Source organism: Anabaena sphaerica FACHB-251 (genome assembly GCF_014696825.1).
GTDB lineage: Bacteria > Cyanobacteriota > Cyanobacteriia > Cyanobacteriales > Nostocaceae > RDYJ01.
Genome location: NZ_JACJQU010000017.1, coordinates 44,546 through 67,540, shown reverse-complemented (window position 1 = coordinate 67,540; position 22,995 = coordinate 44,546). Strand labels below are relative to the sequence as shown.

Below are 22,995 nucleotides of genomic sequence, written 5' to 3'. Positions count from 1 at the left end.
ACTTTTATTCCTTAGTCGATTGACTTGCAGCCCGTTGGCGTTCTCCCTCTACTGTCAGCAGTTGGGCGAGGCGATGGCGGGCGTGTCTGAACTGGTGGGGTTTTTCTAGCTGTCTAGTGGCTTTTTGCAAGCGCAACTGAAATAGTTGTCTTTTGACAGCGACTATTTCCTCAGACAGTTTTTCGTCACTTAATTCTCTAGCTTCTGAAATCTTGGGAAGAGGCATAACCTACTCCTGCTCCTGTGGTTGAGAGCGCACAATAAACTTGGTTTTGATTGGCAGTTTATAAGCTGCTAATCGCATAGCTTCACGGGCTACTTCTTCGGAAACACCAGCGATTTCAAATAAAATCCGTCCTGGTTTGACGACAGCTACCCAAAATTCTGGATTACCTTTACCGGAACCCATCCGGGTCTCTGCGGGACGCATAGTTACAGGTTTATCAGGGAAAATCCTGATCCAGATTTGACCACCCCGGCGAATATAACGAGTCATTGCTCGACGGGAAGCCTCTATTTGCCGGGACGTAATCCACGATGGTTCTTGTGCCTGGAGGGCAAAATCCCCAAAGTTGAGGGTGCTACCACGGGTTGCCAGACCTTCCATGCGTCCGCGTTGTTGTTTGCGGAATTTTGTTCTTCTAGGGCTTAACATGATTTGCTATTTGTCAGTTGTCAGTTGTCAGTTGTCAGTTGTCAGTTGTCAGTTTTTCCCACTAACTCATGATCGCTGACTCATGACTATGCTTCATTGGAGCGGTCTTCAAATTGCTGGCGACGGCGTTGTTGTTGACGGCGGCGGGGTTCGCGATCCCTTGTTGTTGGTTGGGCTGGAGTTTCTTCCTGTCCAGGAATAATTTCTCCCTTAAATACCCAAACCTTGATGCCCAAAATGCCGTAAACTGTTTGCGCTGTGCAGCAAGAATAGTCAATATCAGCCCGCAGGGTATGTAAAGGTACTCTGCCTTCACGTGTCCACTCTGTCCGGGCAATTTCCGCACCGTTGAGCCGACCACCAACTTGAACCTTAATCCCTTGAACTCCTGCTCTTTGGGCGCGTTGAATAGCTTGGCGAACTACACGACGGAAGGAAACACGGCGTTCTAGTTGTTGAGCAATGTATTCTGCAATCAAGTAGGCATCAGCATCAACTCGTTGAACTTCAACTACGTTAATGCGAATTTGGCGGTTGCTGCCCAGCATTTCTTGGAGTCCGGTACGCAGTGATTCTATACCTTGTCCACCCCGACCTACTACCACACCTGGTCTAGCTGTCCTTACCTCTAGGTCGATTTGGTCAGCTTTGCGCTCAATACGTATTTCGGAAATCCCGGCGTTGTTTTGAGCGGATCTACCCAGTTTTTGTTCTATGTATTGACGGAGTTTGTGGTCTTCCTGTAGCAGTTCTGGATAACGATCAGGAACCGCAAACCAACGGGATTGATGCTCTTGTGTAATACCCAGACGAAAACCGACTGGATGAATTTTCTGTCCCACAAATGCTTCCTCTAAAATTTCTTACTGTACGCAATTACTTGTGTCTGTATTTTGCTTATTTAGCAGCAGTAGCACCTGCACCGACAGCGACAGTGATGTGACACGTCGGCTTGCGAATTTGGTAAGCTCGTCCCTGCGCTCTGGGCTGAAACCGTTTCAGGACTGGACCTTGGTCAGCATAAGCCTGAGTAATGACTAGTTCCGCCCGTTCTAGTCCTGCATTATGTTCAGCATTAGCTGCTGCACTTCTTAACACCTTTAATACTGGATCACAAGCTCGGTAGGGCATGAATTCCAGGATGATGAGTGCTTCTCGATATGACCGTCCCCGGATTTGGTCAAGTACACGACGCACTTTATAGGGAGAAATGCGGATGTAACGAGCGATCGCTTTAACTTCTGTAGTATCAGTTGCCATAATTTTCTCCATTTTGGTCATTTGTCATTGGTCATTTCTTCTTAGCTAATGACTAATGACTAATGACTATCTCCCCGATTTTTTGTCACTTTTACCATGACCTCTGTAGGTGCGGGTTGGGGCAAATTCACCCAACTTATGTCCTACCATCTGTTCATTTACAAACACTGGAACGTGTTGTTTTCCATTGTGAACAGCTATGGTATGACCTACCATCATCGGTAAAATTGTCGAGGCTCTTGACCAAGTTTTGATGACTTGCTTCTCGTTTTTAGCGTTCAGTTTTTCGAGCTTGCTGAGTAAGTGATCAGCAACGAAAGGACCTTTTTTTAGAGAACGACCCATAGTTCAATTTTTGATTTTTGATTTTTGATTTTTGATTTAGAATTTCGGATTATTAGGTTTCCCCAATTTTGGATGCCTACAAGTAGACCCGATCTAAAATCCAAAATTGAAAATCTAAAATTCTAAGACTGACGACCACCACGTCCACGTTTAGAAGACTTACGACGGCGACGTACAATTAATTTAGTGCTTGCTTTCTTGCGCTTGCGGGTTTTAGCACCTAAAGTTGGTTTACCCCAAGGTGTCACAGGTCCCGATCTACCGATGGGCGCTCTACCTTCACCACCACCATGTGGGTGATCAACAGGGTTCATGACGCTACCTCTGACCTTAGGACGACGACCCTTCCAGCGATTCCGTCCGGCTTTACCAGCACTCAGGTTTCTCGCGTCAGTGTTGCCTACTTGTCCAATGGTGGCGTAACATTCACGGCGAATCATGCGAACTTCACCAGAAGGTAACTTAAGAGTTACGTAATTACCTTCTTTAGCCACAACTTGGGCTGTCGCTCCAGCAGCACGGACAATTTGACCGCCTTTACCTGGAGTCATTTCCACGTTATGAACATTAGTACCCAAAGGAATCTTAGACAGAGGTAAGGCGTTACCATCTTCAAAAGGAGCTTCAACGCCAGCAATAATTGTTGCGCCTACTTTCAAGCCATTGGGATGTAAAATATAGCGTTTTTCGCCATCTTCATATACAACCAGGGCGATTCGCGCATTCCGGTTAGGATCGTATTCAATTGCTGTAACTGTAGCTGCAATATCCCGCTTATCTCTCTTAAAGTCGATAATCCGGTAAAGTTGCTTGTGTCCGCCTCCCCGACGACGGCTGGTTATCCGCCCTTGATTGTTCCGACCTTTGGGACGATGTACTGATTCAGTCAGTGATTTTTCTGGCTCAGTTTTAGTGATTTCCGCAAAGTCGGAGATTGTAACTTGGCGAGTACTGGGGGTATAAGGGCGATAAGAACGAGTACCCATAAGTAATTTTGAATTTCGGATTTTCGATTGGAGATTGAGAATTTTAGTGATTTTGATTGGCGATTTTTAATTGTTTCTTGGCAACTATTTACCAGCCCAATATAAAATCATCACTTCTAAAATCTAAAATTCTTAAACATCTGGGAAGAGAACTTGTCTGATTTTTTCTGCGTCCCCAGTTGCTATGGTTACAACAGCCCGCTTGTATTGGGGTTTAAAGCCGATAAACTTACCGACTCGGCGCTTTTTGCGTGGTGGTAAGGAGGTATTGACTTTTACAACCTTGACTTGAAACAAGTCTTCAATTGCTGCTCTAATTTCTGGTTTCGTCGATTTTGGAGTTACTTCAAATGTGTATTTGTTTTGCTCCATCATGATTGTCGCCTTTTCGGTAAGAATTGGACGACGTACTAAATCGGCAAGGTTACGGGGGTCAAAGTTAGGCACTGTAGACCTCCTGAATTTTTTCTAAAGCTGCTGATGTCACAACGATTTTGTCAGCGTGCAGCAAATCGTAAACATTTAATTGGTCAGCTGCAATTACCTTTAAATTCTCGATATTGCGGGCTGACAAAATTACGTTTTCTGCCATTTCAGCCAAAATTAACAAGGATTTATGTTCTGGTGCTGCTCCCCAACGGGCTAATGCTGCTACCATTTCCTTGGTTTTGGGGCGTTGTAGTTCGTTGCTAAATTCTTCTACAACAATCAAATCTTCGGTGCGACTAACAAAGGCTGTCCGCAATGCCAAGCGTCGTTCTTTACGGTTTAGCTTGATGTTAAAATCTCTGGGTTTTGGTCCAAAGATCACACCACCACCACGCCATAGGGGTGAACGAATAGAACCGGCACGAGCGCGACCTGTACCTTTTTGTCTCCAAGGCTTGCGACCTCCACCACGTACTTCAGAACGGGTTTTGGTGCTGACTGTACCTTGGCGAGAATTGGTCATTTGTCTGACGAGGGCGCGGTGTACTATATGCGCCGCTGTTTGTTCTTTGGCAACTCGCAACTCAAAGCTGGTCTGGCCAACTTGGTCTCCTTGCCAATTCTTAACTACACTCTCAACCATTTTTGTGTCCTTTGTCAGTGGTCAGTTGTCAGTTGACGCTGACAGCTAAACAACTAAAACTATTTATTACCAACTTTATTTGTAGGTACAACATTCACTAAAGCTCCTGGTTTACCAGGAATAGCGCCTTTAATGAGAATTAAGTTGCGTTCTGCATCTACTCGCACTACGATTAGTTTGCGAATTGTGACACGAGTACCACCCAAGCGCCCTGCCATCCGTTTACCGGGATAAACACGACCAGGAGTTGTACCAGCACCGATAGAACCGGGCGCTCTGTGGTTTTTGGAACCATGTGACATGGGACCGCGACCGAAGTTATTACGCTTTTGGTTCCCCGCAAAACCGCGACCGATACTTGTACCGATCACATCTACAATTTGACCTTCACTAAAAATATCTGCTTTAAGTTCTTGACCTAAAGCATAATCACCAGAGGCATCAGTGCGATACTCATTCAAGTGCCGCAATGCTGGGGCCGATGATTTAGCTAGGTGTCCTAGTAGTGGTCTATTTAATGCCTTGGGCTTCACTTCGCCATAACCAACTTGGATGGCAGAGTAACCGTCGGTCTGTTTTGTCTTAACTTGTGTAACAGTGCATGGCCCGGCTTGAATTACGGTGACAGGAATAGCTCTTCCTGCATCGTCAAATATTTGGGTCATGCCCAGCTTGGTGCCGAGAATACCTACAGACACAGTAACTGGTTCTCCTTTCTATTTGCTGACCGTGGAATCGGACTAGGACAAGCTTTGTCAGCGTCGTTTTCGGGGGGAATCTTCTCCCCAATTTGGACTGGCGTTAGACAGTGCAAATTCTTTATGACGCAACAAACTGTTTCCCTACTGTTTGGTGAATCTGTTTATTTTTCACTCACTTATCCACCAAAACAGTAATAATTACCTTCTTCATCGGAAGGCATTACTTCTGGAATCAATGCAAGACGTTATTGCTTTGCGCTTTGTGCAGCAATGCTTTCGTCCAAGCGATTGCTCTGGCACTCTCCGGTTGTAGTAGGACTTAAGTGGCTATTTTCCACTCAGTATCCGTTTCCTGAAAATTGCTATTCAGGCTCTACTTCTCTAAATACCTTAAACTACTGTTTGAGGATTTGCCTTTTTTTAGGGGCTGCGGGAGTGAACACGGACTGAAGCTTTTATTTGGCTGTGGGTTGATAGCCATGAGCTTCTGAGTTTGACCTGAAAGCTTTTTTAGTTTAGCAGTCTCTTGTGCATTTCCACCAGATTATCCCTGGGGAATTATCTAAGTCATCAAATTTTGATGCTCGTCCTGGCTGAGAGTGCTAAATAAGATAGCTACCTAATTTTACTGTTTGGTCACAATCTAATAATATAAATCATTGATTGATTTTTGTCTAGTAATTGGCGGGGCAGATTTTGCTTGGGGGATGAATACACGTGGGAAAAGAGAAAGTCCCCTGCGCTCAATGCCCATAATGCTAAAATTCTGTGACTTAATCTAACTTAATCTACCATCAAAAGGTGAATAATAGAAATATCTAAGTGGGATAAGACGAAAATTTATGGCACTAATTACCACTGGCAACGGTTTAATCCGGGATTTGGAGAAATTTGGCGCTCTGGGTGTATATGTTCCTTTGGAGGGAGGCTATGAAGGTCGGTATCGCCGTCGATTACGGGCTGCTGGCTATATTAACCTCCACATTACGGCCAGGGGACTAGGAGATGTTGCTGCCTATCTGACGAGAGTTCATGGAGTTAGACCTCCTCATCTGGGTAAAAAAAGCACTGGTAGCGGTGCAGCAGTGGGTGAGGTGTATTATCTACCACCAATGATCAGTTCTCATCTGGAACAGTTACCACCTAAGTCTAAGGGTCTATTGCTATGGATTATTGAGGGACATATTCTTTCTGATCAGGAAGTGGAATATTTGGCTAATTTGCCGAAGTTGGAACCACGGGTAAAAGTGGTGATTGAACGGGGTGGCGATCGCTATTTCCGCTGGACTCCGCTGGAAAAAACACTGTTAGCTAGTTAGTTACTAGTCAGTTGTCAGTTGTCAGTTGTTTTTTGACTGACTGCTGACTCTGATTATGGCAGCTTTAAAAGCTGATAGTGTAGATTAAATCAAATTCTCGATAGATAGCCAGACGGCAAGAGTGGGGAGGGTTTTCTAGCAGTTCGTAATCTAAACCACCTGTAATTTGTGTTACTGGTCGCTTCAATGGTTTCTCGAACTGATACCACTCACGGTTACTCCATTCAAAGATAGTTGCATCCAGGGAATTTTGTAATTCTGAAGCTAAAAGCAAGAGTTCTAATTTATCTTTGATGCTACCAGCGATATAGCATCTGAGGGAAACTGACTGAGTAATCAGAGGTCTGGGTTCGTTTGCTGCTATGGTGTTGCATTCTCCCAGTTCAATATCATAAGGCTCTAAACGCAGATTTTCTAGTTGCTGCCAGGAGTTGGCTATCTCATTGAGGCGGTTATCTAGATACGGTAGCAGTCCTAGTTTGGCATCAGTTAACAGTTGACGAATATTAGAAGGCTGGGTCATTACTGAATTTCTTCTCCACTATGCAGTCAGATTATCGTTTTGTTGACTAGGTGAGAGAGAAACTTTGGAAAACTTTGTTTATTTGCACTTGCTGTTGAATGCGTTTGTTTTTGTTTCGCGCAGAGGCGCAAAGGTGCAATGGAGCAAAGAGGAAGAGAAGAATAAGGGCGCACTTTCCCGGTAGACATCTGTGAAAAAGACTCTGTTCGTAAGTTAGCGATCGCACCTTCAGAGTGTTCATTTAATAAAGTAAGCGTTTATTTGGGTTTTTTAGAGTATTTACTTAGTATTAAATTATTTAGCGGGCAAGATGCCCACCTCACAAGAGTTATGGGAATTAGATTGAAAATAAGGGACAATTTTCCTTAATAATCGTCATACTGAAGTAGGGAGAGAATAGATAACTCCCTCTCAAGTTGGCATGAAGGTGAACAAGCAAAAATGAGACGTAAATCTACTGGTAGATCAGCTGCTACTACTCCTAAACCCTCTGTTTTCCAATCCCCTTTATTTAACTTCACTACTATTGCAATTTTGGGAGGGGTGTTGATTTTGGGAATTGGGATTGGTATTGCGTTTAGTTCTACAAGCACATTAAGCCCATCCAATGTGGCTTCCCGTGAATTCATTGATACCAAAGCACCAAACCCTGAAATTTGCGTGCAGTATGGAGCCAGCGCGATGGTCATGGATGCCAGACTGTTTGTAACTCTTAACCCCTTTAATGTCTATGTTGCCCAGCCTAATATTCGTCCTGGATGTGTGATCCGTCAAAATAACTGGGCAATTTTAGAAAACAAAAAACTTGTGACATCAGATCAGGTGAGGGAATGTAAAAATCGCCTTAATACTTTTGGCTTTACAGGTAATTTAGACAGTGAAAAGCCAGATATTAGGTGTATATATCAGAATGAATCTGCTCAAAACTTCTTCTTATCTCAACCGGGAGCAGTTGCACCAAATCAGGATACAGAAAGATTCTAAAAACCTTATAATTCAGGAGTCAGAAGTCAGGAGGCAAGAGGTAGAAGGGAGAAGAAAGATACATCTTCCCTATTTTCTATTTTGACTGTTGACTTTTGACTTTTTATTTAATAGTGGGTAGTGGTTGACCAAATTCAATTATAGGAATACTAAGAATTTCATCTGTAGAATTTTGGGAATTAGGAACATTGGGTAAAGAATTAGGTACTGTAATGATATTGGCATTCTCTGAAGAATTGGGAGAATTAGCTGGGATAATCATCAAGTTGGATAATGGAGCAGGGTTTTGAGAATTAAGAGGCGGTGCAATTACAAAAGGTTGTTGGTTTATGGGTAAATTGGTGGCTGGTGGTGGGAGAGTCATCAAAGGGGCTGGGGATGCCTGATTGATTGAAGAAGTGCTATTATGGGAGAATATAGGGCTTAAAACCCAGCGAGTTGGGTTTTTTGGGGAAATGGGTTGAAGTTTTACCTGGTTGGCATCGACAAAAGTTCCTGGTTTTAAATCGATGACAATGCGGGTGATGTTAGGGCTAAATTGGGAAACGCGAATTTTCTGGATTGTTCCAGAATAGTTTTTTTGGGTGTCTACATTGCCTAATTGGGTATTAGGTAAATCTACAACTAGACGCGGGGGTTGCTCAAGGTAGAAATACTCAGGTTTTGTAACTGCGGAAAGGGTAATTTCTAGTTGCTGCGATTTAGGGTTGAACTGCCATTTATTTAGTGTTGCTAATTTGGCAATTGCAAGACTAACGCAAGTATTGATAGCAATTGCGGAACATAAAGTAAATAAGCTGACTATTAAAAGATTTAAAAGGTAAAATTTCCTGGTTCTAAGTTGATTTTTCATGTTTTAATGGCTTTCTGATTTGGTAGTAGCTTTGGGTTCTGTTTGGGGTAAAGCGGTGAATTCTAAAGTGGTGGGAATGTTGTTGATTTTTAGTTGACCGGGAATATTATCGTTATTCAGTTGTGACATTTGAATTGTGATGGGTTGAATTTGACTATTTTGGACAGAGGGAGTTTGACAGAAAATTGAACTGTCAATTTTTCCCGATAATTCTAGTTGTTGATTTTTCAAAATACCTGTGAGAGGAAGCTGGGTTTTTGTATCTGTATTTGCGTTGACTGTTAATAAAGAGGCATTGAGGTAAATACCAGACTGTTGAATATTCAAAACTAGTGAGTTGACTTTTTCACAGTTTGGCAAGTTTTTAGCTAGGGTGAGATGATAACGGTTGTGAATGAGACTGGTAGCGCGAAGATGATTTTCACCATAAGCGGTGACAGTTTTGAATAAGATGAGAACTGATGTGATCGCTACTCCAGAAATTGCTAAAGATTTGAAGTTGAAGTTGTTCATGATTGGTAATTACGAATTATGAATTACATCAAAATCAGGTTGAGTGAGGTAGACAGCGGGCAAGATGCCCGCACCACAAGACTTTTATAATTCATATCCGTACCTCATTTACCTGCAATCTGCTGTATTTCTTGGTGGTTAACTTCTGGTAGCAGGGAACTGAGATGAGAGGTAACTTGACTGTAGCGACGAGTTATCAGTAGTGAAGAACGGCATTGAATAGCTAGTTCATCTGTGTATCGTCCTAGAGTTTGTCTTTCAATACCCCAAGCGCGACTAGTACCAGCAATGGTTAAATCAACATTTTCTGAGGCTGCAACTACGGCTTGCATGGGTTCTGGGTCGGCAATGTGTTTAATTTCTATGCGATCGCGCACACTAACTGGTAATTGCTCGATCATCCTATGCAGTTCATAACTCAATTCATCTTGGGCGTGATTTCCTGCTAAGACTTGTAAAATCTGCAACATACAAGTATCACGGTTGATGAGCAGTCGCAGGGCGAGGATCAGAGCTAAATCATCATGGATATTTGCGGAGTAGGGAACTAGCAAACTTTCTAAACGTTCCCCACCTCTATCTACAAATACAGCCACATCTACTGGTGCGGTGGTGAGAATTTGCCCGACTCTTCCACCTAAGCGATTATTACTAAAGGCTGGACGATGCCATCCAACGAGAATTAAATCTGGTTGTTCGATTCGGGCAATTTGGGCTGTTTCTCTAGCGACATTACTTGATATACGAACGACAGGATGTATATAAGAGCGAATGATTGGCGGTTCTAAGGTATCAATTAATTCTTCTAGTTGCTGGCGACGCTCGGCAATTAAGCGATTCGCTTCTGTTGGGGTACTTTCAAAACCGTAGTTTTCTTCTAATTCAATTAAGCTGAGAGGATTGATAACAGCAGGTTGTCGGTAGTTGAGAGCTATAGCTACTGCTAACTGTACTAAACCTTTTTGAGTGCTGGGGTTAGCTACGGGGACTAAAATGCGGTAGGAGGTAACGAAAGATTCCATACTTTCTCTCACCTCTGTATATGTATCTGTTTCCTGCTCTGGTTCTGGTTCTACTGTATCTAACTTGATTAACCGTTTCGGATATGTCCATTCTAGTAATGGTGATGTCATAAATGTTGTCACCAAGGCCATAACTACCAGCATCGTAAATAGCAAAGGTGAAATTACACCCAACTCTAAACCAATATTCAAAACAATTAATTCTGTTAAACCACGAGTATTCATTAACCAACCGAGGGCTGATGCTTCGCGTTTGTTGATGCCGCTGAGGCGGGCTGCTACATAAGTACCAAAATACTTACCTGCGATCGCTACTCCTAAAACTAATGCACACAGTAGCCATAATTCAGGACGGTTGAGTAAACCAATTTGCGTCCTTAAACCACTGTAGGCAAAAAACACAGGGAGCAGAAAAATTAAGACAAAATCTTCAGTTTTTACAGCTAATTCTCTAACTAATTCTGCATTTTTGGGCATGACTGCACCTAATAAAAATGCGCCAAAAATTAGGTGAATGCCAATAAATTCAGTAATGAGAGCAGAAGCAACAACTCCCATATAAATCAAGGCCAGAACAAATTGGCTTAACCGTCCAGCGCGGCGATAATGGGTCATGAGGCGTTTGAGAAACCAACGCCCAACGGTGAACATAAAACCAATGTAGATGAGGCTTTCAAAAATGGTGAGGATAGCTTTTTGATCGATGCTACCATTACGAGCAACTGCGATCGCTACTGCTAAAATGCACCATGCTGTCACATCATCAACGGCGGCGCAAGTTAAAGCTAATGTCCCTAAACGTGTTCCCTGTAAATTATTCTCAGTGATAATTCGTGCCAATACAGGAAAGGCTGTAATTGACATGGCCGCACCCAAAAATAAGGTAAAGGCTGTAAAGGAGACACTCGCATTGGAAACTAGGGGATAAAGCAGCAAAGATAAAATTGATGCCAGAGAAAAAGGAACAATAATGCTGATATTTGAAGTCAGAATTGCTGCTTGTAAGTTACCGCTGAGATATTTCGGATTTAGCTCCAAACCAATCAAAAACATGAAAAATATTAGTCCTACCTGAGATAAAAGATTCAGGAAAGGAACAGCTTCTGGTGGAAACAGGGTAGCTGCTGCATGGGGAGCAATTAGACCAAATAATGATGGTCCCAACATGATACCAGCTACAATCTCACCAATTACGAGTGGTTGCTTAATTGATTTAAATGCCAATCCTACTAGCCGTGACATTCCAATAACAATCAACACCTCAACCAGGACTAGAATAACTGTGTGCATAGTTTCCTCTCAACAGGCTATCCGGGTTCCCTAAGATAATTCTTTAAAGGATGGCAAAATGTCAACCTGGTTAGACACAATACAGGTGTATTCTATTCATTTCCAATGTTAATTATTGTTAATTAACAAAAAATATTCCGATTATCATTAAGTTACGTAAGTGGCAAAATGACTACCAGCACAACTAAGAAAAGGCGGAGGAGTATTAAATATAGCATCCTAAATCATTTATGAACAAAAATATCACTAACTTATTAAAGAATTTGGCAGTATTTTGTTAACCACAGTATCAATAAATAGAATATCAAAATATTAATCTCAAAATAGCTCAAAGCTTAGGTTTATTGTCAGAATTCAGGAGTTAAGGAGTATGGTTTACGCCACGCTATGCCTACGGCACACTACGTGTTCGCCGTCAGGCGTGCCGTAGGCATACCCTACCAAGAGTTCAGTAGTCAGAAGAATTGTAAAATCAGGAATTAACAGATTCGAGATTTTATAAAAAAATCAAGCATGATGATCAAAGTCTTATGTATTCTCTATCCTGAATCTTTACAGTTTATTTATGTTTATTAAAGTGAAAAATTTAAATTTATAATTTAATTTATAGTTAACCCTTTTTGAGATTTTATAGATTTTACTCAAACATACAAAATCCAAGTATAAGTAAGTTGGAGTTAAAAAATCAAATTATATGACGAAATGTAAATCTAACAAATACCTTACAAATAGGACATTTCCCGTTTTTACAAAACTAAACATAGAGAGGTTTTATCGTGCCGACTTACTTACCTATCGCCAACTATGAGGAATTTGGTTTGATTCCTGATAACTGGCGGGATGTAGCCATAATTACTCGTGTAACTAATACTTGTTGATGGGTGGGGGAAAAGAAAAACCTTGAACCTAACCCAATTGAAAATTCAGACTGCAAAACCCCCATGAAGATCTCCCCATGCCCTAAAACCTTCTTTTATGTAAATTTGTAGTTAAATTTTGTTAAGATTAGAGACGGCTTTAGCTTTTCCTCCCCAAATACCTATCCCCTACCTGAGACAGACTTCATGTTGCGACTAGAACATATCAGTAAAATTTATCCTACAGGCGAAGTTCTTAAAGATATCAACTGGGAAGTGAAACCAGGCGATCGCATCGGCTTAGTCGGCGTTAACGGTGCTGGAAAGTCCACCCAACTGAAAATCATCTCTGGGGAAATGGAACCCACTTCAGGGCAAATTATCCGCCCTAGTAGCCTGCACATAGCCTACCTTAACCAAGAGTTTGAAGTAGATCCGACACGCACAGTTAATGAAGAATTTTGGACAGTATTTAAGGAAGCAAACGAAGTACAGTTAGCTTTGGCGCAGGTGCATCGAGATATGGAAACTGCTACGCCAGAGGAACTAGATGAACTGATCCATCAGATGGATCGCTGGCAACGCAAATTTGAAGCTTTGGATGGTTACAGTTTAGACACTCGCATTGGTAAAATTTTACCGGAAATGGGGTTTCAGGTGGAGGATGGCGATCGCTTAGTTAGTGCTTTCTCTGGTGGTTGGCAAATGCGGATGAGTTTAGGTAAAATTCTCCTACAAAAGCCAGACTTGTTACTGCTGGATGAACCGACAAACCACTTAGACTTAGAAACCATCGAGTGGTTAGAAAATTACCTCAAAGGTTTAATCACTCCAATGGTCATAGTTTCCCATGACCGGGAATTTCTAGACAGACTCTGCACACAAATCGTAGAAACTGAACGTGGCGTTTCTAGTACATACCTTGGTAATTATTCATCCTACCTGCAACAAAAAGCGGAAAATCAATCAGCACAACTTAACGCCTTTGAACGCCAGCAGAAAGAATTAGAAAAGCAACAGGCGTTTGTAGATAAATTCCGTGCTAGTGCAACGCGTAGTACCCAAGCGAAAAGCAGAGAGAAGCAATTAGATAAAATTGAAAGAATCGAAGCACCAATTGCAGGAGTAAGAACACTGCATTTTCGTTTTCCTCCCGCACCTCGCAGTGGACGGGAAGTGGTGGAAATCAAAGAATTAACTCATGTTTATGGTGATAAAATTCTCTTTCTCGGTGCAAATCTGCTGATTGAAAGAGGGGATAGAATTGCATTTCTTGGTCCCAATGGTGCGGGTAAATCTACACTGTTAAAAATGATTATGGGTGCAGAACCACCCACAGAAGGTACTGTTAAGCTGGGTGATCATAACGTTATCCCTGGTTACTTTGAACAGAACCAAGCAGAAGCTTTGGACTTAAACAAAACCGTCATGGAAACAATTCATGATGAAGTTCCCGACTGGACAAACGAAGAAGTCCGCACATTGTTGGGAAGATTTTTATTTACTGGTGACACAGTATTTAAAAAAGTTGGGGCGTTAAGCGGTGGAGAAAAAGCTCGTTTAGCATTAGCGAAAATGCTTTTACGTCCTGCGAATTTACTCATTCTGGATGAGCCTACCAATCACTTAGATATTCCTGCTAAGGAAATGATGGAAGAAGCCTTGCAAAACTATGATGGTACAGCGATTGTAGTTTCCCATGACCGTTATTTTATCTCCCAGATAGCTAATAAAATCGTCGAAATTCGTGATGGTGAATTCCGAGTTTATTTGGGAGATTATCATTACTATCTCAACAAGATTGAGGAAGAAAAAGAGCAAGCTAAGTTAGCAGCTATAGAAGCAGAAAAAGCCGCGAAGAAAGCCGCTAAAGCTGCTAAATCTGGGGCTAAGAGAAAATAAAATACTGAGTTTCGATAACTCATATAGAAGTTCAGATCCCTAATTTCTTGAAAAAGTTAGGGATTTGTTCCGGCTATAGTTATAGAATTTTTATCTGATACTGAAGGTGGAGAATATTCTGTTAAACGAACATATCCACCAGGAACAGGTTATATTAATAAATTAAACTGTCCAAACCTTTTTGACGGACTAAGTGTAGTAATTTAAGAGCCGCGCCTGTAGGTCGTTTTTGCCCAATTTCCCATTTTTGAACAGTTGATAAACTGATGTTTAAAATAGCAGCAAACACAGATTGGCTTACATTAAATGATTCACGAAGTTGCTTAATTTGTTGAGGTTCTAGCGGTTCAATTGGAGGTAAACACAAGCTATCAAATTCGCGTAACGTAACTTGACTCATTACACCAGACTTGTATAGTCCTATAGCAAGCTAAACAAGTTCAAAATAGTGCTGGGTTCAAATCCGATGTTAGAGGATGTTTTAAAAGTTTTGAATGTATAAATAAACCCCTCTCCAAACCTCTCCCCGACGCGGGGAGAGGCTTTGAAACCCCCATTCCCTCGTAGGGAAGGGGGAAAGGGGGGTTAGGTTACTGAAGATTATTGGTTTCATCTAATACTTTTCAAACAACCTCTTATGCAAATCACTAAAGGCGTTGTGCAAGGGGCTGTTGCAGCCGCATCTGTAGAATTAATATTTTCAATTTTGGAAAATTCACTATTATATTTAGAGGGAAAAATTACTAAAGATGAGTTGATTAAAAAAGTTGCTTCTGATACTGCTCAAGCGGGGCTGGCTGTTGGCACAAATACAGTTGTATTGTTAACAATTAGTATGATTTATCCTCCTATTGCTGCTGTCTTAAGTGCGGTGGCTATACTTTTAACTGCTGCTGGTGTGGGTTTTATGAGTAAACGGGCTTGGGAAATCTGGCTTCGTTGGGTTAATGGTGGAAATGTATCATCAATTTCTGTAGAGTAAAAAAATAATTCTTAAAAATAATTACATTAGCATACTAATTTTATCTAAAGTGTGAACATCCTCAAATTCTAGACTTCCTAATCTTGGCTAATGATATTCAAACTATTAATGAATATTAATAATAATTCTCAATTTCTCTACCCTGACTCTTGCCTCCTGACTTCTAACAGCTATAACTCCTGCAAATACTATCTTCGTCAACTTCTTTCTTCAACTAGCGGTTAGTAATGATATCATTCGGATATTACAAAAAGTAAAGGGCAATTTTACTATGACCAAAGCACCTGTTGCTCCTGTGGTGCTAGTCATTTTAGATGGATGGGGCTACTGTGAGGATAAGCGAGGAAATGCGATCGCTGCTGCTAAAACACCAATCATGGATAGTTTATGGGCAGCCTATCCCCACACCCTCATTCGCACATCAGGAAAAGCCGTAGGGTTGCCAGAAGGTCAAATGGGCAACTCGGAAGTTGGTCATTTGAACATTGGCGCTGGGCGTGTGGTTCCCCAAGAACTGGTACGCATCTCTGATGCGGTTGAAGACGGTTCTCTAGCCGCTAACCCAGCACTTGTCAAAATTTGCCAGGAAGTTCGCTCATCTAATGGCAAGTTACATTTAGTAGGTCTTTGTTCTGATGGAGGAGTGCATTCGCATATTACCCATCTATTTGGACTGCTTGACATAGCCAAAGAACAGCGAATTTCACAAGTATGTATCCATGCCATTATGGATGGGCGTGATACTCCTCCCAGTGATGGCGCTAAATACATCCAAAGATTGCAAGACTACATAGACCAGGTGAACATAGGTCAGATAGTCACTGTGAGCGGTCGTTATTATGCGATGGATCGCGATCACCGTTGGGATCGAGTCCAACGTGCCTACAATGTGATGACTCAAGATGGCGCTGGTAATGGATTAACGGCATTAGAGGTCTTGCAAACATCCTACTCTGAAGGCGTAACCGACGAGTTTATTCTTCCCGTCAGAATTGCTCCTGGCGCAGTTGCACCTGGAGATGGGGTGATATTTTTCAATTTCCGCCCCGACCGCGCCAGACAATTAACTCAAGCTTTTGTTAGTCCTGTTTTTCAGGGTTTTGAAAGACAGCAAATTACACCGCTGTCATTTGTGACATTTACTCAATATGACCCAGATTTATCTGTGTCTGTTGCTTTTACACCACAGAACTTGACGAATATTCTGGGTGAAGTGATTGCTAATCATGGTCTCAAACAATTTCGGACTGCGGAAACCGAAAAATATGCTCACGTCACTTATTTCTTTAATGGGGGACTAGAAGAACCTTGTGATGGTGAAGACCGGGAACTAGTCAGTAGTCCGATGGTGGCCACCTATGACAAAGAACCAGCAATGTCAGCAAAAGCGGTAACGGATGTAGCGATCGCTGGAATTGAAAAGGGCATTTACTCCCTCGTGGTCATGAACTATGCTAACCCTGATATGGTAGGGCATACGGGACAAATAGAAGCTACAGTCACAGCAATTGAAACGGTGGATCGCTGTTTGGGTCGTCTGATAGATAGTATTGGCAAAGCTGGAGGGACAGCAATTATTACTGCTGACCACGGTAATGCTGAGTATATGCTAGACGATAACGGTAATCCTTGGACGGCGCATACTACTAACCCCGTTCCCCTCATCTTGGTAGAAGGCGAAAAAGTCAAAATACCTGGATATGGTACAGATGTGGATCTGCGAAATGATGGCAAGTTAGCGGATATTGCTCCGACTATTCTGGATATTTTACAGCTGCCCCAGCCTCCAGAAATGACAGGGCGATCGCTCCTGAAAGCAGCAGAATATGACTTGAAACCTACGCGCACTCCTGCACAAGTAGGGTTGTAAAACATATTCCAGTTAACAGTTAACTTTTCACAGTTAACTGTTTTCTAGAGGGAATAGGGAATAGGGAACAGGGAACAGGAAGATAAATAACCCAATGACCAATCACCAGAAGAACCAGCAAACAAATTTTTAATAGGGCGTGTTACGTTTAAATTATATCCAGTTTCATGTTTAGGAATTTTTAATTGCGTATGACAGTTACTAGCATCGTACAAGGAATTTGGGCTTTCTCTGCTTTAGGTTTAATTGTCCTAGTTTTACTACATAGCCCTAAAGGTGATGGTATCGGTGCGATCGGTGGACAAGCCCAACTATTTAGCAGCACCAAAAGCGCAGAAGACACTCTAAATCGTGTGACTTGGGCGCTAGTAGCAATTTTTCTCGGTTTAACAGTGGTTTTAAGTGCTAATTGGTTGCCTAAATAAGTAAAAATGGGTAAACTCACCCAAAATCTGATATACAAAGCCCGAAATAAATTATTTTGGCGGAGATTACTAGCAGTTCTGACTTTATTCATAAGTACAGGACTGTTAGCTATTTTTACTAACTTTCCCGTCAATGGTGTTGTCAGGCAACAGGGAATAGGGAACAGGGAACAGGAAAGAAACTTTCAATTATCGACTCCTCTCTTTAACTCCCAAAAACCTCATCCTTTACCATCTAGCTTGGAAAATTGGCAAGATAAAAGCAATAGTGGCGATTATTTTGACCAAATTCAACCTACTAAAGTTGGTTATTTAATTTGGTCAAGTTTTCCAGTGAAAGTGAAGATAGAAACACCCACAGGAATAAATGAAAAACAAGCGCAACTATGGGTTAATAAAGTTTTACAATCTGTGCAGGAATGGAATGTTTATTTACCTTTACAGGTAGTAGAACAGTCGGAAGTTGCTGATATTACAATTTTCTGCAAAGCACCACCTTTACAAATTGAACCTGGTAGTAAAATTCCTCGTGCGCGTTCTGCATTAACAACCTACGAGTTATACAATCAAAATCATAAAAACAATATCTTATCTCACCGTTTTACTATTCTGTTAAGTCCTAGTCAAACAGGGGGATATTTGCAAGCAGCAGCACGTCATGAACTCGGTCACGCTTTAGGAATTTGGGGTCATAGTTCATTACAAACTGACGCACTTTATTTTTCTCAAGTTCGTAAACCTGCATCTATTTCTGTACGAGATGTGAATACCTTAAAGAAGGTTTATGAACAGTCTACGAGTTTGGGATGGACAGTGGTGGAAAATTAAGGCAACCAGTTTTTATCTAAAACTTGAACTAAGGTATAAGGACATAATTCAGGTAAAGTGGTGAGATTTGTTTTAGTTTTGACATAATCTAAAGCATTGCTATAAATTAAGCTAAAATTCTCATCCAGATGATTGCGTAAATTAGCAGTTAAATCTTCATTTATTTGATTACGAAAACTAATAATAAAGTAATATCAATTTTCATTGAGCTTGCACAGAATTGAAAATCTTAAAATTCAGATATAGCAATAGTTTGAACCTGTCTTAATTATGTGCATCTTCAAAGTAAAATGATATAACTATATTATAGCGCAAACAACAATATCCCTAATTTTTGGAATAAGTCGGGATATGATAGCGTATTTGCGCTGTGTTCTGCATCTGGAAGGGAAAACAAAAAAAATATCAAATCGTGACCAAAAAAAATTAACATAATCTTAATAGGTCAAACATAGCGATAAATAGTGATAAATTTATGGGTTACTACATCTCCCCTCGGTTTCTTGATAAACTTGCTGTTCACATCACCAAAAACTTTTTAAATATTCCTGGTATCCGAGTTCCCTTAATTCTAGGTATTCATGGACGCAAAGGAGAGGGAAAATCCTTTCAATGTGAGTTAGCCTTTGAAAAAATGGGTATAGAGGCAACGCTGATATCTGGAGGAGAATTAGAAAGTCCAGATGCAGGAGACCCTGCGCGGTTAATTCGTCTGCGCTATCGAGAAACAGCAGAATTAGTTAAAGTACGCGGTAAAATGTGCGTCTTGATGATTAATGATTTAGATGCAGGTGCAGGACGCTTTGATGAAGGAACTCAATATACAGTTAATACCCAATTGGTAAATGCCACATTGATGAATATTGCTGATAATCCTACAGATGTGCAATTACCAGGAAGTTATGACTCAAATCCTATTCGTCGTGTACCAATAATTGTTACAGGTAATGATTTTTCTACTCTTTACGCACCATTAATTAGAGATGGAAGAATGGAAAAATTTTACTGGGACCCCAACCGCGATGATAAGGTAGGAATTGTGGGGGGAATTTTTGCTGAAGATGGACTTTCACAACGGGAAATTGAACAGTTCCTAGATACTTTTGCTCATCAATCGGTTGACTTTTTTAGTGCTGTGCGTTCCCGCATTTATGATGAACAAATCCGCGAATTTATTCATAAAGTAGGGTTTGAAAAAATCTCTATGCGGGTGGTAAATAGTGCAGAAGCACCACCAGAGTTTAAAAAGCCTGATTTCAGTTTATCCCATTTAATTGAAGCTGGTCATTTGATGGTAGGTGAGCAAAAGCGGGTGGAAACTTCTCATTTGGTTGACGAATATAATAGACTAAATCGAGGTAAAGGTTATCAATCTAAACCTACTGTTACAGAAACACCTGTTAGTCAACCTACAATTAATCAAACCACAAATAACAGTCATTTAACATTGGAGACACAAGCACAAGTTCGTCAGATTTTATCGCAAGGTTACATAATTAGCTTAGAACACGTTGATGAACGGCGTTTTCGGACAGGTTCATGGCAAAGTTGCGGTAATTTACCTATAGATGGTGAGTCTGATGCGATATCGACTTTGGAATTTTGTTTAGGTGAATATAGTGGTGAGTATGTGCGTTTAGTAGGAGTTGATCCGAAAGCAAAACGCCGTGTGGTGGAAACTATTATTCAGCGTCCAAATGGGAAATAAAAACAGATAAAAAGTAGGTTGGGTTAAGCGATAATGCAACCCAACAAATGTTTATTGTCTGAATCAGGATATCCAGGATTTAAGGATTTTCAGGATGTGATTTTTAAATTAAACTTGATACTTGTTGGCTTTCCTTGCATCAACCTAACCGATATTATTTAAGTTCTGGCATTTTCTTTCTCATACACTGAACTATCTCTAAATTACCACACTGAATAATATCTTTCACTTTCTGGGCATAAGCACTAGGTTTAATATCAAAAAACTTACCTACCTGCCCAAGCAACCCTTTATGATTAAATATTTTTAACACCTCATTATAATTTTGTTCAGAAATTACCGCTTCTGCATATTGTATATTTTCCTCATAAATTTTTCTAACATCTACTGTATTTTTCAAATTTTCTACACTCTTTTCCAGTTTCTCAAAAGATTGAGACTTACCATTAAAACTATTCAGAATAAGGTTTATGCGGTAAGAAGTAGCTTCTAAAGCATAGGTTTCTTTCAATCTATTAAATTCATTCATTACCCAATTTTTAACTTTACTAACTACATCCTCTGGCGAAGTTATACAAAGTTGTTCAGCAACGGCAAATAACACTTCTTCAATCAGAAATATATTTTCAACCTCCGCAAATTCAGGTGCATAAACTCTATGCTTTGCATAAGCTTTGATATGTTCTTCACTCTTATAATCTCTATCAATAATTCCGAATGACTGAACATTGTGTAAACTATTTAAAGAGTTAAAAGTTTTTACTGCTTCGATAACTTTTTCACATGAAGACAATGGCTTTATTGTGAAATCAGGGTATATATATTTATAAAGTTGTAAGTCGTGAGATGAGTTTTCTCCTTCTATAAAGAGAACAGGACTTCTACTACCAATCACTTCTAAATAAACGGATTCTGGAAAATCTTCTGTTTCTGGAACTTCATACCAATCAAATTGATTTCCATCAAAGCTATTCAGACAGATTTTTTTGCTCCCAAATCTTGTAGATGCAAATTCTAGATCATGTGTGAGATATATAAAAATACAATCTTTTCTCTCTTTTTCCACTGAGTCCCATAGCTTTCTTTGGATCGATTTATGTAAATGTATTTCCGGTTCATCAATTATAATAATTCCATTTTCAGGAGCAGTAAGACATTGACCTATCAAATAGAAAATAACTCTCTCTCCATCACTCATTTCTGAGGCATGGTAACTACTATAATCTTCTTTAATTTTTGCTTCTATACAACTACTTTTAATTATCAATTCACGATGAGGAAGCAAATATTCCCAAATATTTTTTACTTTATCTAGTTTTGTAACTGGTGGTTCAATTCTTTCAAAATGCTTATTCAATGTTTCTTTGAATTTAAGTATTGCTTCATAGTTATCTGAAAATAAATAGTTCAAAAGTTCGGGAAAATCATTTAATAAGAAAGTAGCAGGTTTAGAATCCCAACGTTCTTGTTTTTTAAGATCACGTAAAAATTCTTTCTTAGTTATATGGCTCAATTCTTGATTCTTTATATTGTCAAACCTAAATGTTAATTTTCTATAATCTATATCCTGATTTCTTATACCCAAGCGCAAATTATATTCTGCTGACTCTAATGATTTTGGACTAATATTTCTTGGTATTGATAAAGATTTTTGTGCTGATATACGGTGGATTTTATCCACATCTTCAGACTCAAACTCAAGCCATGTACCTAATCGAGTTTTACCACTACCATTTGCACCAACTACAACAATCACTTGTTCTGTTTCTAAAATATTGGTATTTTGTTGAGTATTTTTAGATTCAGGTAATTTTATTTGTTTAATCATGGGTTTAATAGAAACTTGAAGTTCAACAGTATCTTGTACAAATTTAGATATGCCAGAAGCACTAGCATTATTATTATCTTCATCAACTCCTTGAGATAAAGCTGTACGAGCATTTTCCCATAAAGATTGCAGTCTTGAAAAAAACAAGTTTGTATTCTCTGGCTTCATAAAAGTTTTATTACCCCAAAAAAGTTTACTAAATCAACATTATAGTACATAAATATTTACTAACGTAAATTCTCAATGCAAAAATTTTGAAAAAGTTGCCTAATTCACATTTTTTAAAACAAAGTGCAAGAACCACATTTTTTTTGCTTTTTAGCGTCACCCTAACTTAAATTTATGTTAATATCAAAAAATTCCAACTTGATGCCATATCAATTTTATGATCATTGCACAAGAATTAGAGTCTCAACAAAACATTTCCCAAGATGTGATTTTTCCCCCTGGTGATTTATATAGTGATGAACCTCCCTTGGAAACAGAACTGCATCTAGAGCAAATTATCCTCTTAATTAAATGTCTCAAATGGTTGTGGAAAGGTAGAAATGATTTCTATGCTGCTGGAAATCTGACTATTTACTATAGTCCCAATCAGAAAAAATCAGAATATTTCCGGGGTCCAGATTTTTTTGTTGTCTCAGGAACTGAACGCAAAACGCGTAAAAGTTGGGTAGTTTGGGAAGAAGATGGTAAATATCCTAATCTCATTTTAGAAATTCTCTCACCAACTACAGCAAATACAGATAGAGAATTTAAAAAAGAACTTTATCAAAATACTTTCCGTACACCGGATTATTTTTGGTTCGATCCTTATACATTAGAATTTGCAGGTTTTCATTTATTAGATGGAGAATATCAACCTCTAACAGCAAATGAAAAAGGACATCTTTGGAGTCATCAGTTAGGTTTATATTTAGGAATTCATGATGGTTTATTGCGGTATTTTACAGCAGAAGGAAATTTAGTTCCTACCCCTGAAGAAAGCGCGGAACAAGAAGCTCACAAAGCAGCACGTTTAGCTGCAAAATTGAGAGAATTAAATATTGATCCTGAGACAATTTAAAATGTA

25 protein-coding genes are annotated in these 22,995 nt (G+C 40.0%); 9 read left to right on the top strand and 16 right to left on the bottom strand.

Annotation, left to right across the window (positions count from 1 at the left end; all coding sequences use genetic code 11):
* Positions 1–4: 4 nt before the first annotated feature.
* From rpmC to rplC, 9 genes are all read right to left on the bottom strand, one after another.
* A complete protein-coding gene (rpmC, locus tag H6G06_RS21455) occupies positions 5–226 on the bottom strand; it encodes a 50S ribosomal protein L29 (protein ID WP_190563839.1) in 222 nt (73 codons plus the stop codon).
* 3 nt (positions 227–229) lie between these two features.
* Positions 230–655, bottom strand: coding sequence for a 50S ribosomal protein L16 (rplP, locus tag H6G06_RS21450; protein ID WP_190563837.1), 426 nt, complete (start codon positions 653–655; stop codon positions 230–232).
* 86 nt (positions 656–741) lie between these two features.
* Positions 742–1,497, bottom strand: a complete 756-nt coding sequence (rpsC, locus tag H6G06_RS21445; RefSeq protein ID WP_190563835.1) for a 30S ribosomal protein S3 — start codon at positions 1,495–1,497, stop codon at positions 742–744.
* 55 nt (positions 1,498–1,552) lie between these two features.
* The gene (gene rplV / locus H6G06_RS21440; protein ID WP_190563833.1) at positions 1,553–1,915 is read right to left on the bottom strand and encodes a 50S ribosomal protein L22; all 363 of its coding nucleotides are present in this window, start codon (positions 1,913–1,915) and stop codon (positions 1,553–1,555) included.
* A 66-nt stretch (positions 1,916–1,981) separates the two neighbouring features.
* Positions 1,982–2,260, bottom strand: a complete 279-nt coding sequence (gene rpsS, locus H6G06_RS21435) for a 30S ribosomal protein S19 (RefSeq protein ID WP_190563831.1) — start codon at positions 2,258–2,260, stop codon at positions 1,982–1,984.
* Positions 2,261–2,382: 122 nt separating this feature from the next.
* Positions 2,383–3,246: a 50S ribosomal protein L2 gene (gene rplB, locus H6G06_RS21430; RefSeq protein WP_190563829.1), complete on the bottom strand. Its 864-nt coding sequence runs from the start codon at positions 3,244–3,246 to the stop codon at positions 2,383–2,385.
* A 132-nt stretch (positions 3,247–3,378) separates the two neighbouring features.
* Complete coding sequence (locus tag H6G06_RS21425; RefSeq protein WP_190563827.1) at positions 3,379–3,693, bottom strand: 50S ribosomal protein L23; 315 nt, start codon at positions 3,691–3,693, stop codon at positions 3,379–3,381.
* Complete coding sequence (gene rplD, locus H6G06_RS21420) at positions 3,686–4,318, bottom strand: 50S ribosomal protein L4 (RefSeq protein ID WP_190563825.1); 633 nt, start codon at positions 4,316–4,318, stop codon at positions 3,686–3,688. The genes H6G06_RS21425 and rplD overlap by 8 nt, the downstream gene beginning before the upstream one ends.
* 59 nt (positions 4,319–4,377) lie before the next feature.
* A complete protein-coding gene (gene rplC, locus H6G06_RS21415; RefSeq protein WP_190563823.1) occupies positions 4,378–5,016 on the bottom strand; it encodes a 50S ribosomal protein L3 in 639 nt (212 codons plus the stop codon).
* An 845-nt stretch (positions 5,017–5,861) separates the two neighbouring features.
* Between rplC and ndhN the strand changes: the two genes are divergently transcribed.
* A complete protein-coding gene (ndhN, locus tag H6G06_RS21410) occupies positions 5,862–6,338 on the top strand; it encodes an NAD(P)H-quinone oxidoreductase subunit N (protein WP_190563821.1) in 477 nt (158 codons plus the stop codon).
* Between the two features lie 64 nt (positions 6,339–6,402).
* On the opposite strand, the gene H6G06_RS21405 is transcribed toward ndhN, so the two are convergent.
* Positions 6,403–6,861, bottom strand: coding sequence for a hypothetical protein (locus tag H6G06_RS21405; protein WP_190563820.1), 459 nt, complete (start codon positions 6,859–6,861; stop codon positions 6,403–6,405).
* A gap of 441 nt (positions 6,862–7,302) precedes the next feature.
* On the opposite strand from H6G06_RS21405, the gene H6G06_RS21400 reads away from it, so the two are divergent.
* Positions 7,303–7,845, top strand: a complete 543-nt coding sequence (locus tag H6G06_RS21400; RefSeq protein ID WP_190563818.1) for a DUF3172 domain-containing protein — start codon at positions 7,303–7,305, stop codon at positions 7,843–7,845.
* Positions 7,846–7,948: 103 nt separating this feature from the next.
* Here the strand turns inward: H6G06_RS21400 and H6G06_RS21395 are convergent, their stop codons facing one another.
* The 3 genes from H6G06_RS21395 to H6G06_RS21385 all read right to left on the bottom strand — a co-directional run bounded on the left by H6G06_RS21395 (position 7,949) and on the right by H6G06_RS21385 (position 11,523).
* Positions 7,949–8,698 (bottom strand): AMIN domain-containing protein, encoded by a 750-nt coding sequence (locus H6G06_RS21395; protein ID WP_190563816.1) that lies wholly within the window; start codon positions 8,696–8,698, stop codon positions 7,949–7,951.
* A 3-nt stretch (positions 8,699–8,701) separates the two neighbouring features.
* Positions 8,702–9,211 (bottom strand): hypothetical protein, encoded by a 510-nt coding sequence (locus H6G06_RS21390; protein WP_190563814.1) that lies wholly within the window; start codon positions 9,209–9,211, stop codon positions 8,702–8,704.
* Between the two features lie 104 nt (positions 9,212–9,315).
* Positions 9,316–11,523, bottom strand: a complete 2,208-nt coding sequence (locus H6G06_RS21385) for a cation:proton antiporter (RefSeq protein WP_190563812.1) — start codon at positions 11,521–11,523, stop codon at positions 9,316–9,318.
* A 1,064-nt stretch (positions 11,524–12,587) separates the two neighbouring features.
* On the opposite strand from H6G06_RS21385, the gene H6G06_RS21380 reads away from it, so the two are divergent.
* Complete coding sequence (locus tag H6G06_RS21380) at positions 12,588–14,282, top strand: ABC-F family ATP-binding cassette domain-containing protein (RefSeq protein WP_190563810.1); 1,695 nt, start codon at positions 12,588–12,590, stop codon at positions 14,280–14,282.
* Between the two features lie 154 nt (positions 14,283–14,436).
* On the opposite strand, the gene H6G06_RS21375 is transcribed toward H6G06_RS21380, so the two are convergent.
* Positions 14,437–14,682, bottom strand: a complete 246-nt coding sequence (locus H6G06_RS21375; protein WP_242039808.1) for a helix-turn-helix domain-containing protein — start codon at positions 14,680–14,682, stop codon at positions 14,437–14,439.
* Positions 14,683–14,919: 237 nt separating this feature from the next.
* On the opposite strand from H6G06_RS21375, the gene H6G06_RS21370 reads away from it, so the two are divergent.
* The 4 genes from H6G06_RS21370 (at position 14,920) to H6G06_RS21355 (ending at position 18,387) form a co-directional block, all read left to right on the top strand.
* The gene (locus tag H6G06_RS21370; protein ID WP_190563808.1) at positions 14,920–15,264 is read left to right on the top strand and encodes a hypothetical protein; all 345 of its coding nucleotides are present in this window, start codon (positions 14,920–14,922) and stop codon (positions 15,262–15,264) included.
* A 271-nt stretch (positions 15,265–15,535) separates the two neighbouring features.
* Positions 15,536–17,134, top strand: a complete 1,599-nt coding sequence (gpmI, locus tag H6G06_RS21365; protein ID WP_190563806.1) for a 2,3-bisphosphoglycerate-independent phosphoglycerate mutase — start codon at positions 15,536–15,538, stop codon at positions 17,132–17,134.
* A 191-nt stretch (positions 17,135–17,325) separates the two neighbouring features.
* A complete protein-coding gene (gene secG / locus H6G06_RS21360; RefSeq protein ID WP_190563804.1) occupies positions 17,326–17,559 on the top strand; it encodes a preprotein translocase subunit SecG in 234 nt (77 codons plus the stop codon).
* Between the two features lie 6 nt (positions 17,560–17,565).
* Positions 17,566–18,387 carry a peptidase gene (locus H6G06_RS21355; RefSeq protein ID WP_190563803.1) on the top strand — a complete coding sequence of 274 codons (822 nt, stop codon included), beginning with the start codon at positions 17,566–17,568 and terminating at the stop codon, positions 18,385–18,387.
* Here H6G06_RS21355 and H6G06_RS21350 read toward each other — a convergent pair.
* Positions 18,384–18,569, bottom strand: a complete 186-nt coding sequence (locus tag H6G06_RS21350; protein WP_338422973.1) for a DUF29 family protein — start codon at positions 18,567–18,569, stop codon at positions 18,384–18,386. The genes H6G06_RS21355 and H6G06_RS21350 overlap by 4 nt on opposite strands.
* A gap of 293 nt (positions 18,570–18,862) precedes the next feature.
* Here H6G06_RS21350 and H6G06_RS21345 point away from each other — a divergent pair, with 293 nt between their 5' ends.
* Positions 18,863–20,095 (top strand): RuBisCO small subunit-like domain-containing protein, encoded by a 1,233-nt coding sequence (locus H6G06_RS21345; RefSeq protein WP_190563801.1) that lies wholly within the window; start codon positions 18,863–18,865, stop codon positions 20,093–20,095.
* A gap of 154 nt (positions 20,096–20,249) precedes the next feature.
* On the opposite strand, the gene H6G06_RS21340 is transcribed toward H6G06_RS21345, so the two are convergent.
* Positions 20,250–22,091 (bottom strand): AAA family ATPase, encoded by a 1,842-nt coding sequence (locus H6G06_RS21340; protein ID WP_190563799.1) that lies wholly within the window; start codon positions 22,089–22,091, stop codon positions 20,250–20,252.
* 217 nt (positions 22,092–22,308) lie between these two features.
* Here H6G06_RS21340 and H6G06_RS21335 point away from each other — a divergent pair, with 217 nt between their 5' ends.
* Entirely contained in the window at positions 22,309–22,989 is a 681-nt protein-coding gene (locus H6G06_RS21335; protein ID WP_190563797.1) for a Uma2 family endonuclease, read from the top strand.
* Positions 22,990–22,995: the final 6 nt, after the last annotated feature.